At 71.1% G+C, this 12,909-nt stretch carries 7 protein-coding genes; 4 read left to right on the top strand and 3 right to left on the bottom strand.

Annotated features, from left to right (window positions below; genetic code table 11):
• Positions 1–3,942 carry a glycoside hydrolase family 2 TIM barrel-domain containing protein gene (locus tag AB0959_RS11520; protein WP_366826135.1) on the bottom strand — a complete coding sequence of 1,314 codons (3,942 nt, stop codon included), beginning with the start codon at positions 3,940–3,942 and terminating at the stop codon, positions 1–3.
• Between the two features lie 336 nt (positions 3,943–4,278).
• Positions 4,279–4,983 (bottom strand): helix-turn-helix domain-containing protein, encoded by a 705-nt coding sequence (locus AB0959_RS11525; protein WP_366826136.1) that lies wholly within the window; start codon positions 4,981–4,983, stop codon positions 4,279–4,281.
• A 124-nt stretch (positions 4,984–5,107) separates the two neighbouring features.
• Between AB0959_RS11525 and AB0959_RS11530 the strand changes: the two genes are divergently transcribed.
• Positions 5,108–5,551 carry a hypothetical protein gene (locus AB0959_RS11530; protein WP_366826137.1) on the top strand — a complete coding sequence of 148 codons (444 nt, stop codon included), beginning with the start codon at positions 5,108–5,110 and terminating at the stop codon, positions 5,549–5,551.
• A 96-nt stretch (positions 5,552–5,647) separates the two neighbouring features.
• Here AB0959_RS11530 and rutA read toward each other — a convergent pair whose 3' ends face one another.
• A complete protein-coding gene (gene rutA, locus AB0959_RS11535; RefSeq protein ID WP_366826138.1) occupies positions 5,648–6,730 on the bottom strand; it encodes a pyrimidine utilization protein A in 1,083 nt (360 codons plus the stop codon).
• Positions 6,731–7,042: 312 nt separating this feature from the next.
• On the opposite strand from rutA, the gene AB0959_RS11540 reads away from it, so the two are divergent.
• The 3 genes from AB0959_RS11540 (at position 7,043) to AB0959_RS11550 (ending at position 12,893) form a co-directional block, all read left to right on the top strand.
• The gene (locus AB0959_RS11540; protein WP_366826139.1) at positions 7,043–10,045 is read left to right on the top strand and encodes a SpoIIE family protein phosphatase; all 3,003 of its coding nucleotides are present in this window, start codon (positions 7,043–7,045) and stop codon (positions 10,043–10,045) included.
• Positions 10,046–10,264: 219 nt separating this feature from the next.
• Positions 10,265–11,053 carry a DNA-formamidopyrimidine glycosylase family protein gene (locus AB0959_RS11545; protein WP_366826140.1) on the top strand — a complete coding sequence of 263 codons (789 nt, stop codon included), beginning with the start codon at positions 10,265–10,267 and terminating at the stop codon, positions 11,051–11,053.
• Positions 11,054–11,381: 328 nt separating this feature from the next.
• Positions 11,382–12,893, top strand: a complete 1,512-nt coding sequence (locus AB0959_RS11550) for an SDR family oxidoreductase (protein ID WP_366826141.1) — start codon at positions 11,382–11,384, stop codon at positions 12,891–12,893.
• Positions 12,894–12,909: the final 16 nt, after the last annotated feature.

Genomic DNA, 12,909 nt, shown 5'->3' on the forward strand with positions numbered 1-12,909 from the left:
CTAGTCGGCGAACTCACCCGCCGTGGGCCGTCGCGAGGCCCTCATCGCCTCGTCGAGGTCGGTCAGGGGGCGGAGCCGGTAGGTGTACGCGTAGTCGCGGTTGGCGAAGAGCTTGTACTCGTCGTGGGTGTGCGCGCCCCAGCTGTTGTCGCCGCCGACGCCCATCTGCCGGTGGTTGACGCGCAGGACGACCTCGTCGCGGGGCGTGAGCTGGTAGTCGTGGCGCACCCCGGACGACAGGTCCTCGGGCGTGAGGTGCGAGGCGTTGACCTCCAGCAGAGGCTCGCCGGAGACGAGCAGGCCCGCACCGCCGCGGTCGGTCAGGGCGATCCAGCGGACGTCGGTCTTGTTGCCGTTCTCCTGCGGGCGGATGTACGGGGTCCACTGGCCCGAGACGGTTCCGGAGTACACGCCCACGTCCGTGCCGTCGTTGCGGTCCCAGTAGTTCTCCTCGGGTCCGCGGCCGTAGTAGCGCAGTTGCTCGAAACGCCCCGGCAGGAACAGCAGCGTGCCGACCTCCGGGAGGTAGGGGAGGGACGAGGCGCCCGGGTGCAGGGTGTTGTCGACCTTGATCTCGCCGTTGCCGAACACCGTGTACGTGGTGCTGTACGCCGACTCGACGGTGGTGGGCAGGGTGCCGGTGACCTTGATCTCCACGGCCTTGTCCCGCAGGGCGCGCACGCTCACGTCCGTCACCGCGCGGTTCGTGCCCGCGTCGCGCCAGGTCTGGTTGCGGGTGTGCTGGCCGTTGCCGCGGTCGTTCTCGGTGGGTGCCCGCCAGAAGTTCGGCGCGGGTCCCGAGGTGATGAGCCGGGTGCCCCGGGCCTCGTACGAGGTGATGAGGCCGCTGCTCTTGTCGACGGTGACGGAGAAGCCCTTGCCCTTCACCGTGACGGCCTTGTCGCCGTCCTCGTGGCGGAGCGCCGGGACGCTCTCCAGCGCTACGGGCTTCACCGCGGGGCTGTCGGCGTCGACGGGCACCTGCTGCTTGGCCACCTCGAAGCCGGCCTTCGCCCACGGGGTGGATTCCTTGGTGGTGAACGACAGCTGGAGGAAGTACTCGGCGCCCGGAGCCGGTTCGTCCGGCAGCTTCACCGGCACCGTGACGTCCTTGCTGCTGAGGGGCGGGACGTCCAGCTGGGTGCTGCTCAGCTTTCCGCGTCCCACGACCTTCCCGTCGGCGACGAGGGACCAACGGCCGTCGAACTCACGGAGGTTGGTGAAAAGGTACTCGTTGGTGAGGGTGAGGGCCGCTCCGGAAGCACCGGGAGTCAGTGCGTCACCGGAGGCCGGCGCCGCGTTGACCGCCTGGTAGATCTGCTTGATCTCGGCCGCCTTGCCGCCCAGTCGGCGGTCGGCGGTGACGATGCCGTCCGCGCTGGAGGTCCCGTCGTTCGGGTTGTCGCCCCAGTCGCCGCCGTACGGGAAGAAGGTCTTCTCGCGGGGCCGTTTCTCGGCGAGTCCGACGGTGGCCGCGTCGAACCAGAACCGTACGCCCTCGTCACCGGGTCCGCGGCCGTCGGAGGCGAGTTCGCCCGCGCTCAGCGCACGGGCGTACACCCGCGCCCGGCGGATCGTGCCGCTGAACTCCCGGGTCGGGTTGTCCACGTCGGTGGCGAGCGCGAGGGGAGCGGTGTTGTTGCCTGGCTTGCGAGTGGTGGTCCTGGTGGCCCTCACGGCGCCGTCGACGTGGAGGGCCAGCGTGCCCGCGTCCGCGTCGAAGACTCCGGCGATGTGGTGCTCGCTGCCGGTCCACCCCTCCGGCAGGGTCCAGCTCGTGCTGATCCACTGGCCGTCGCCGTAGATGAAGAACTCCAGGGAGTCGTTCGTCTGCTTGAGGGCGTACTGGGTGTCGCCCTTGGCGAGGATCGGCTGGTGGTAGCCGGTGACGTGCGGGGTGACCCAGGCCTCCAGGGTGAGCGAGCCCGTGAGGTCGAGGCGCTCGTCGCGGGCGAAGACGGTGGCGGCGGAGACACCCTTGTCACGGTCGAAGGTGCCGCTCGCGGGGAGGACCTCACCGCGCAGCCTGGCGGGCCCGGACTCGGTGAGGATCCTGCGCGCGGGAACGGGCCAGTTCAGCGACTGGTCGACGAAGTCCCAGATCCAGCCGCCCTGGAGGACGTCGTACCGGCGGACGACGTCCCAGTACTTCTTGAAGTTTCCGTTCGAATTCCCGTTCGAGTGGGCGTACTCGATCATGACGTACGGCCGGATGTCGCTCGTGTCCTTCGCGCGCTGCTCGACCCTGGACGGGCTGTCGTACATCTCCGAGCGGATGTCGCTGATCGCGGGCCTGTCGTCGCCCTCGTACTGGATGACGCGGGTCGGGTCGTACGAGCGGATCCAGTCGTGCATGGCGACGAAGGTGCTGCCGGTCCCGGCCTCGTTGCCGAGCGACCAGATGACGACCGAGGCGTGGTTCTTGTCGCGGTGGACCATGCTCTTGGCCCGGGCCACGCACGCCTTGGTCCAGTCGGGGTGGCTGCCCGGGTACTGGTCGCGGATGCCGTGGGTCTCGAGGTTGGTCTCGTCGATGAGGTAGAGGCCGTACTCGTCGGCGAGTTCGTACCACAGCGGGTTGTTGGGGTAGTGCGAGGTGCGGACGGTGTTCATGTTCATCCGCTTGATGATCTGCATGTCCTTGACCAGGTGCTCGCGGGTGAGCGCCAGGCCGCTGTCGGGGTGCATCTCGTGCCGGTTCGTGCCCCGGAAGGACACGGGCCGGCCGTTGATCCGCATCAGCCCGTCCTTGAGGGCGAACTCGCGCAGGCCGACGCGGTGCGAGAGCGTCTCGATCACCTTCCCTGCCGGATCGCGCAGCCGCAGCACGGCGGTGTAGAGGTTCGGGTGCTCGGCGGACCAGAGGCGGGGGGAGGGCACGGCCCTGCTCGCCCGCACGGTCACGTCCTCGCCCGCGGGGGAGGACGCGAGGTCGACGGCCTGCTGGAGCGGCCGGGACCAGACGGCGTGGCCGCGGGAGTCGTACAGCTGCGTCTCGACGGAGTAGCCGCCCTTGCTCCGGCCGCCGCCCCCGTTCCCGTTCCCGTACGCGCGTACGCTCGCGGTCACGGACAGCTCGGCGGCCGTGTAGTCGTCGCTCAGCGGGGTGTCCAGCTTGAAGTCGCGCAGGTGGACGTCCGGCGTGGAGTAGAGGTAGACCGAGCGGAAGATCCCGCTCAGCCGGATCATGTCCTGGTCCTCCATCCAGTCCCCGTCGGAGAAGCGGTACACCTCCACGGCGATCTGGTTGGTGCCGGACTTCAGGTGCGGAGTGATGTCGTACTCGGCGGGAGCGAACGAGTCCTCGGCGTATCCCACCAACTCGCCGTTGATCCACACGTAGTGCGCGGACTTGACGCCTTCGAAGTGCAGGAAGGTCCGTCGCCCCGCCCAGCCGCGCGGCACGGTGAAGGTCCGCCGGTACTGGCCCACCGGGTTGTAGCGCGTGGGCGCCGCCGGGGGCTGGGCCTCCTCGCCGAGCCCGTTGGGCCCCCACCACGGGTAGGTGATGTTGACGAAGATCGGGCGGTCGTGACCGTGCATCTGCCAGACGGAGGGGACGGGGATGCTGTCCCAGTCGCTGTCGTCGACGTCCGTGCGGTGGAAGTCGGCGTCCCGGTCGTCGGGCCGGTCCGCGTAGGCGAACTTCCACTTCCCGTCGAGGCTCAGCCGGTACGGCGAGCGCGTGCGGTCACCGTCCAGCGCCTGTCTGACGTCCGCGTACGGCATGAGGGTGGTGTGCGGTGGCTGGGTCCCGACCTCGAAGACGTCGATGTGGCCGTTCCACTCCGGGGTGCCGTCGGCCGCCGTGCCCGGGCGGGTCGGCAGGGCCGAGGCGGACGACGGGGCCAGGGCGAGCGCACCGAGGACGGCGGCTCCGCCCTCCAGCAGACGCCGCCGACTGACGACCGGCCGAGGGAGGGGGGAAGCGAGGGGAGACACGTGCGAGCCGTGCGAGCTGTTTGAGCTGTTTGAGCCGTGCGAGCTGTTCGAGTTGTTCTGGCTGTGCGAGTCGTGCGGGTGCGGCATGACCGTGGCCTTCCTCGGTACGACGGCGCGCCGCACGGACTGAGGGGAGCGTTCAGAGCCCACTGGCGTCGGCTGGGCTCAACTCGCCGTGCGAAGCGGAAGTTGATGTCGAGTCAGATCGCAAGTGCTGGTGTGGGAAGCAACTGCTGAGCCGAGCCTCACCCTAGGACTCCGAACAGAACCCGAGCAATGTCTTCGTCGGACTTTGTTCGGTTCTGGTGGATGGGTGTTTCGGGGTCTGAATGTGGTCTAAACGGCCGGTTCCAGCCGGACGCAGCACCGTCCGGGTGTCGGGGCGAGGTGTGCCTCGAATCCGCTCTCGCGTGAACCGCGCAGCACCCCGCGCAGCAGGTGGAGGTTCATACCGCACACCGTCATGGTGTGCTCCCGGGCCAGCGCGTGGAAGGGGCAGTTGGCGAGGACCACGGCGTCGCCCTCACGGCACGGCTCGAACCCGTACCGCTCCAGCAGTTCGAGGACCTCCACGTCGTGCTGCCCGGCGAGCTGCTCCCCCAGTTCCTCGGCCTTGCGGTGCAGCACGTCCCGGACGCGCTCGCCGGTCGCGTCCGACTCCTCCACGGCTTGGGTGAGCAGTCGACCGGCCAGTTCGTAGCGCCGGTCGGGCAGGCTGACCGCGACCTGCCTCGGTGAGCGCCGGTAGAGCTTGGCCGGCCTGCCCGCGCCCGGGCCGGTGCGTCCGCTGCGGCGCTCGTAGACCACGTCGAGCAGCTCCGCGTCGGCGAGCCGGTCCAGGTGGAACGCCGCCGTCTGCCGCGCCAGGCCCAGGGCCGCGGCGGCCTCGTCACGGCTGACCGGGGCCGGCTGGCGCACGACGTGGTCGTACAGCCGTCGGCGGGTCGGCTCGTCGAGAGCGGCGACGGCGGAGACGTCGGCCTCGACGACGGAGGCGTCGGCCTTGGTGTCGGCGTCGTGTGCGTGCTTCGGGGCGTTCACGAACTCCAGTCTAAAACCCACTCCTCTTGACTAAAGAACGAACGCCCGCTTCTATCGTTAATGAAGGTTGTTGATAGAAGCTCCTGGTCACAGAAGCTCATGAACCTCGACAGGAGGAGAGGCCATGGCCTCCGCAACCACGACCACCACGACCACCACGCCGACCGGCCGCAAGGCACTGCTCGCCGACCCCGGCTACCAGGCATTCCTGATCCTGCGCACCGGGTTCACTGTGGCGCCGATCCTGTTCGGGCTCGACAAGTTCGCCAACCTGCTCGTGGACTGGCCCCACTACCTCGCGCCCTGGATCAACGGCATCGTTCCGGGCAGCGCCCAGGCGGCCATGTACGCGGTGGGCGTGATCGAGATCCTGGCCGGGGTCGTCGTCGCTCTCGCCCCGCGCTTCGGCGGCTGGCTGGTCGCCGCCTGGCTGGGCGGCATCATCGTCAACCTGCTGACCATCCCCGGCTACTACGACATCGCGCTGCGCGACTTCGGGCTGCTCCTCGGCGCGGTCGCCCTGGCCCGGCTGGCCCGGCGTTACCAGGGAGAGCGGCTGCGGCCGTGAGACCGGAGCGGGCACTCGGGCCGCGGCCGGAGCCGGTGCTCGGGCCGCAGCCCCGTGCTCAGGCCGCGGCCGGGTCCGCAGATCCCGGCCGAGCACTCAGGCCGCGGCCGGGCGGCCCGTCCTGGACCTCATCAGCGGCTGGACGCGCGTGCCGAAGTCCTCGACGCCTTCGAGGAAGTCGTCGAAGACCAGCATGATCCCCTTGGTGCCGGCGACCTCGGCGACCTCGTCGAGCATCCTCGCGACGGTCTCGTACGAACCGACGAGCGTGCCCATGTTGAAGTTCACGGCGCCTTCGGGCAGCACGATGGTCCTGGCGGTCGAGGAGTCGTCGGCGGTGCTGTCCGTCGCCGACTCCCCCGCCATGTACGCCAGCGCCGCCAGGTCGGCGTTGTCGTGGTAGTCCTTCCACTTCGCCTGGGCGGCGTCGTCGGTCTCGGCCGCGATGACCATGAACAGTGAGAGTGCTCCGACGTCGCGGTCCGTCCGCTGCGCCGCCTCCATGAGCGTCGCCGTGGAGCCCGAGAGGGCGAGCGGGGTGTTGACGCCGCTGCCCAGGATGAAGCTGAAGTCGGCGTGCTCGGCGGCGAATTTCATGCCGGTACCGCTCTGTCCGGCGGCGACGATGTCGATGTGGCCGTTCGCCGGGCGGGGGGACAGCACGCAGTCGTCCATCTCGTAGAAGTCCCCCTTGAAGTTGCTGACGCCCTCGCTCCACAGCTCCTTCATCACGGTGACGTACTCGGCGGCGCGGTCGTAGCGGTTGCCGAAGTGCTCGTCGCCCGGCCACAGGCCCATCTGGGAGTACTCGCCCGGCGCCCAGCCGGTCACGATGTTGACCCCGAAGCGTCCGGGGGCGATCGAGTCGACCGTCGCCGCCATGCGCGCGACGATCGCCGGCGGCAGCGCGAGGATCGGCGTCGAGGCGTACAGCTTGATCCGGTCCGTCACGGCGGCCAGGCCCGCCATCAGCGTGAACGACTCCAGGTTGTGGTCCCAGAACTCGGTCTCGCCGCCGAAGCCCTTGAGCTTGATCATCGACAGCGCGAAGTCGAGCCCGTGCTCCTCGGCCTTCCGCACGATGGCCTTGTTCAGCTCGAAGCTCGGCATGTACTGCGGAGAGCTCTTCGATATGAGCCAGCCGTTGTTGCCGATGGGGATGAAAACGCCGATGTCCATGCCGCTCCTCAGCGGGTCGGGGGTCGGGTGGCGGTTCTTGAGCCCTGACGATTGTTGATCCTTGAATCTATTCATGGATCGTTACCGCGCCGCCCGTCCCGGGGACCGGCGTGTTGCCTGCTGTGAATGTCCTTGATCGCCTCGCATCAGGGATCTTGTGCCCGCGGGGGAGGGGTGGGGAACCCCAGCGTGGTCCGAGACAACACGGTTCGGGTGGTGGGTGGTTGAGCACTTTGGAGCGCGAGGTGAAACTGAGGGCGAGATTCCGGTAACACAGTGCACCGGTTCGTTCGCCAACGATAAAATTTGCTCATGAACGCACGGCTGGCCTTGCTCAGCACGGTGGATCCGGGTCTCGCGGAAAGCGAGGTCTTCCGGCTGGCACTCCAGCACGCGGTGGCCGAACTGGGGGCCCTGGGGGGAACGATGCATCTGCGCGGCCCCATGTCCGCGCTGCGTCTGGTGTCGGTCACGGGCCTGCCTCCCGTCCTGACCCGCTCCTGGGAGATCGTCGACCAGGAGGGCCCGCTGGCCCCGGCCCGCGCCCTGCACCAGGGCAGCGGCGTGTGGGTGCCGTTCACATCCTCCGGGCACGAGCTTCGGCACGCCGCTCCCTCCGCTCCCTCCGTCCCCTCCGCGTCCTCGGGGGAAAAGGCGGGTGACGTCGTGTGGCCCGGCACCGGCCTGGCCGCGTTCCCGGTGTTCAGCGGGGACCGCAGCATCGGCGCGCTCACCGTCCTGATGGGCGACCGGGGCGAGCCCAGCCCCGAGCAGTGGGACTTCCTGCGGGCCGTCATCGCCTGGACCGAGGAGCGCATGGCCCAGGCGCCGCCACCGTCCGGGCCCGCGCAGACGGAACTGAACGGCGAACGCCTGCGGCAGGCGCTGAAGGAGGTCAGCGTCGGCTCCTGGGACTGGAACATCCAGACCGGCCACCTGATCTGGGACGAGGCCGCCCTGGAGCTGTACGGCACCAGACCGGCCGACTTCACCGGCAAGATCGAGAACTGGATGCGGATCGTCCACCCCGACGACCTGGCACCCACACTGGCGGCGGCCCAGCAGGCGATACGCGACCACGGCGTCTACGAGGCCGAGTACCGGGTGCGCAAACTGGACGGCACCTGGGGCTGGACGCAGGCCCGCGGCAGGGCCACGTACGACGAGAACGGCGAACCGTTCCGGATGATCGGCGTGGGCTGGGACAGCAACGAGCCCCGCTCCGCCCGGGACGCGCTCAGCCGGGCCCTGCGCCACATGAGCGACGGCTTCCTCGCGGTGGACGACGACTGGCGGATCACCTTCGCCAACCTGGAGGCGGAGCGCACGCTGGGCTTCTCCGAGGCGGAGCTGTTCGGGCGCGTCCTGTGGGACCTGCCCTCCGCGCGGCTGGCCCCCGGCCTGGAGAGCCGCTGCCGGAAGGCCGCGGCCGAGGAGAAGCCCACCAACTTCGACGTCCACATGCCGGACGGGCGCCGCTACCACATGCGGCTGGTCCCGGGACCCGACGGCCGTACCCTCTACTTCACCGACGTCACCGAGAGGCGCCGCCTGGAGCAGGAGCGCCGCTCGGCCGAGCTGGCCGCGTCCGAGCGTTCGGCCCGGATAGCCGAGCTCACCGCGGCACTCGCCAAGGCGACGACCTCACGGGACGTGGTGGAAGCCGTCGCCCGGCGGGTGCTGCCGCCGTTCGACGCCAGCGGGCTCCTGGTGCAGGCCGTCGAGGGAGACCGGCTCCACAACGTCGGGGCCGTCGGCTACTCGGACGACTTCATCGCCCTCGTGAACAACCGTCCCAGGACGCGGTACGGCCCGTCCTGGGACGCGATCGACTCCGGCACCCCGGTGTTCATCTCCTCGCCGCAGGAGTACGCCGAGTACGTACCCCAGCACGCCGACCTGCCCACCCGCGCCGGGAAGCAGGCCTGGGCGTTCCTGCCGCTGACGGCGTCCGGCCACACCTTCGGGGTGTGCGTCGTCTCCTTCGACCGGCCGCGCCGCCTCACCGACGAGGAGCGCACCCTGCTCAACACGATCAACGCCCTCGTCGCGCAGGCCCTGGAGCGGGCCCGGCTCTACGACGCCGAGCACACCCGGTCCCGCGAACTCCAGCGCAGCCTGCTGCCCACGGACCTGCCCGACCTGCCGGCGTGCGAGGCCGCCGCCCGCTACCTCCCCGCCGGGCAGGGCATGGACGTGGGCGGCGACTGGTACGACGTCATCCCGCTCTCCAGCGGTCAGGTCGCCCTGGTCGTCGGTGACGTCATGGGCCACGGACTGCCCGAGGCGGCCACCATGGGCCGTCTGCGCACGGCCGTCCACACCCTGGCCGACCTCGAACTGCCGCCCGACGAGATCATGAGTCACCTCAACGACATCGTCGGCGACATGGGCGAGGAGTCGTACGTCACCTGTCTGTACGCGCTCTACGACTCCACGACCCAGACCTGCTCCATCGCCCGCGCCGGACACCCGCCCCCGGCTCTGGTCCACCCCGACGGCACCGTGCACTTCCCGGAACTGGCCGCCGACCCGCCGCTGGGCGCGGCGGAGCCGCCGTTCGAGACGGTCGAGGTGACGGTGCCCGAGGGAAGCCTGCTCGTGCTCTACACGGACGGCCTCGTCGAGTCGGCGAAACGCGAGATCGACGAGGGAATGACGGACCTGGCGCGGCTCCTGCGCACCGCGCACGAGCGTGGCCACGAGAACGGCACCGGCGCGGACCTGGAGCGCCTCTGCGACACCCTGACGGCCGGCCTGCTCCCCGCCGAGCACCAGGCGGCCGACGACGCGGCGCTCCTCGTCGCCCGCCTCCACGCCCTCACCGGGGACAGGATGGCCTCCTGGCCGCTCGCCGAGGACCCGAAGGCGGCCGGCCAGGCCCGCCGCCACGTCCGGGAGCAACTGGCGGCCTGGGGCCTGGACGACCTGACGCCCACCACGGAACTGCTGGCCAGCGAACTGGTGGGCAACGTCGTACGCCACGCCAAGGGCCCGGTCAGCCTGCGTCTGCTGCACGGCCCCGAGCTGATCTGCGAGGTCTTCGACGGCAGCCTCACCATGCCCCGCATCCGCCGCGCCACGGACACCGACGAGGGAGGCCGCGGGCTGCAACTGATCACGGCCCTCTCACAGCGCTGGGGCACGCGCTACACGGCCAAGGGCAAGTGCATCTGGACCGAGCAGGCGCTGCACGGCCCGGACAGCCGCGAGGACCGGCCGGCCGACGCCCTGGAGCTGATGTTCCTGGGCACGGAGGGCTTCGACGGGGACCTGGACGTGTTCTCCCTCGGAGACGAGGAGCGGTCAGGGTGAAGCCGAGCTGACCTTCGTCCGGCGACTCGCCGACCTGCTGGAGGAGGACCCCGAGGACTTCAGCGCCGTCTGGCACGACCTCCACCGGGCGGCGGACGGCTGAGCCCCGGCGCGAGGTATCGCGTCCAGGGGGCCACCATGGACATGTGCGTTCCTGACCGAACGGCGGGAACGGCGGGAACGGCGGGAACGGCGGGAACGGCGGGAAGGACGGCCTCCATGCCCGAGCTGCCGGACGTCGAGGGGTTCCGGACGGTGCTCGCGTCCTGTGCGAAGGGCCGGGCCGTCCAGGACGTCGTCGTACGCGACACCGGTGTCCTGCACGGCGTGAGCGCACGGCGGTTGCGGGACGCGCTGGTGGACCGGCGCTTCACCGAGCCGGAGCGGCACGGGAAGTGGCTGCTCGCCCGCACCGACGGCCCCACGCTCCTGCTGCACTTCGGGATGACCGGCAGCCTGGTCTGCGGCCCCTCCCACGACACGGTCGAGGCCCACGACCGCGTCCTGTTCGCCCTGAGCGGCGGTCGCCGGCTCCACTACCGCGACCAGCGCAAGCTCCGGGGCCTCTGGCTCGCCCACGACGACTCCGAGGTCGCGCGGCTGCTGGAGGACCAGGGGCCCGACGCGCTGGCGGTGGACCGCGCGGAGTTCACGGCGGCGCTCTCCTCACGCCGAGGCAAGGTCAAGACGGTGCTCACCGACCAGACCGTCCTCGCCGGACTCGGCAATCTGCTGGCCGACGAGATCCTGTGGCGCGCGAGGCTGCGGCCCACCGTCCCCGCGAACGATCTCACCGAGCCCGACCGCCGCCGCCTCTACACCCAGATGCGCCGCACCCTGCGTTCGGCGGTCACCGCGGGCCGCGTCCCGCCGCGGGACTCCTGGCTCACCGGTCACCGCGACGACCCCGAACCGGCCTGCCCGCGCTGCGGCGCCCCCCTGCGCCGGTCCCGGATCGCGGGCCGCGGCACGGTGTGGTGCCCGCGGTGCCAGCCGGACGGGTCCTGACGGCAACCGTGACGTCGTCCGCGCGGTGAGGTTGCGGGCCCCGGCCCCACGCCCAAGCATGGGCTGAGAGGTCCGCACCCGCGCCACCTCCTCCCAGCGCCACCTCCTCCCTGCGCCACCTCCTCCCTGCGCCACCTCCTCCCTGCGCCACCTCCTCCCTGCGCCACCCCCTCCCGGGCGCCCGCCCGGCACCTGCCCCCAGCACCCGCCTTCGGAGAGACATGGACGTTCGCGCGGTCCGCCTCCGCGCCCACCGCCGGACACGCCCCCCGGACACGATCCCGGACCCGGCCCCCGGAGCCCGCATGACCGAGGGCGACAGCCCGCCATGACCGAGGACGACCGGCCGCTGCGCTGCCTGGTCACCGGTGCCACCGGTTACCTGGGCGGCAGACTGGTGCCCGAGCTGCTGGCCGCCGGGCATTCCGTGCGCTGCCTGGCCCGCTCCCCGGACAAGATGCGCGACCATCCGTGGGCCGGGCGGGCGGAGGCCGTGCGCGGCGACGTGACGGACGAGGCGTCCGTGCGGGCGGCGATGGAGGGCATGGACGTCGCGTACTACCTGGTGCACGCGCTGGGCACCGGGCGGGGCTTCGAGGAGACCGACCGGCGCGCGGCCAGGATCTTCGGCGAGCAGGCACGCGCCGCGGGAGTCCGGCGGATCGTCTACCTCGGCGGGCTGACCCCTTCCGGAGTGCCCGAGCACGCGCTGTCGCCCCATCTGCGCTCCCGTGCCGAAGTGGGCCGCATTCTCCTGGCCTCGGGGGTGCCCACCGCCGTACTGCGGGCCGCCGTGATCATCGGCTCGGGTTCGGCCTCGTTCGAGATGCTGCGGTACCTGACCGAGCGGCTCCCCGTGATGGTGACCCCGGGCTGGGTCCGCGTCCGCACCCAGCCGATCGCCGTCCGCGACGTGCTCCGCCTCCTCGTGGGGTGCGCGCGGCTGGCGCCCGACGTGAACCGCGCCTTCGACATCGGCGGTCCGGACGTCGTCACGTACGAGGACATGATGCGGCGGTACGCCGCCGTCGCCGGCCTCCCGAAACGCGTCATCCTCCCCGTGCCGCTGCTCACCCCCCGGCTGTCCAGCCTCTGGGTGGGCCTGGTCACCCCGGTGCCGGGCGCCCTCGCGCGGCCGCTCGTCGAGTCGCTGAAGCACGAGGTGGTCCGCGCCGAGCGGGACATCGACCGGTACGTGCCGGAGCCGCCGGAGGGACCGGTCGCCCTCGACACCGCGATCCGGCTGGCCCTCCGGCGCGTCCAGGACGCGGACGTGGCCACCCGATGGTCGTCGGCGTCGACGCCCCGCGCCCCCAGCGACCCGCTGCCGACCGACCCCGACTGGGCGGGCGGGAGCCTCTACACCGATCACCGTGAGCGCACGGTCGCGGCGTCGCCGCAGGCCCTGTGGCGGGTCGTGGAGGCGATCGGCGGCGAGAACGGCTGGTACTCCTCACCGCTCGCCTGGTCCCTGAGGGGCTGGCTGGACACGCTGGTGGGCGGGGTGGGCCTGCGCCGGGGCCGCCGGGACGCCACCCGGCTCCGGACCGGCGACAGCCTGGACTTCTGGCGGGTGGAGGAGATCGAGCCGGGCCGGCTGCTCCGGCTGCGCGCGGAGATGCGGCTGCCGGGCCTGGCCTGGCTGGAGATGGCCGTCGACCGGGACCCGCGGGGGCGCACGGTGTACCGGCAGCGGGCCCTGTTCCATCCGCACGGCCTGGTCGGACACGCGTACTGGTGGGGCGTGGCGCCCTTCCACGCCACGGTGTTCGGCGGCATGGCCCGTAACATCGCCGCCGCGGCCGAGTCGGCCGTCCCCGAACCGGCCCGTACCCCTTGAGCCCATGGAGAGGTGC

Origin of the sequence: Streptomyces sp. NPDC046862, from assembly GCF_040704615.1 — a bacterium.
Lineage (GTDB): Bacteria > Actinomycetota > Actinomycetes > Streptomycetales > Streptomycetaceae > Streptomyces.

Excerpts from the sequence above, each read along its gene's own strand:
- AB0959_RS11540 (WP_366826139.1), top strand. The coding sequence starts at position 7,043 with ATGAACGCACGGCTGGCCTTGCTCAGCACGGTGGATCCGGGTCTCGCG.
- AB0959_RS11550 (WP_366826141.1), top strand. The coding sequence starts at position 11,382 with ATGACCGAGGACGACCGGCCGCTGCGCTGCCTGGTCACCGGTGCCACC.
- AB0959_RS11530 (WP_366826137.1), top strand. The coding sequence starts at position 5,108 with ATGGCCTCCGCAACCACGACCACCACGACCACCACGCCGACCGGCCGC.
- AB0959_RS11545 (WP_366826140.1), top strand. The coding sequence starts at position 10,265 with ATGCCCGAGCTGCCGGACGTCGAGGGGTTCCGGACGGTGCTCGCGTCC.
- rutA (WP_366826138.1), bottom strand. The coding sequence starts at position 6,730 with ATGGACATCGGCGTTTTCATCCCCATCGGCAACAACGGCTGGCTCATA.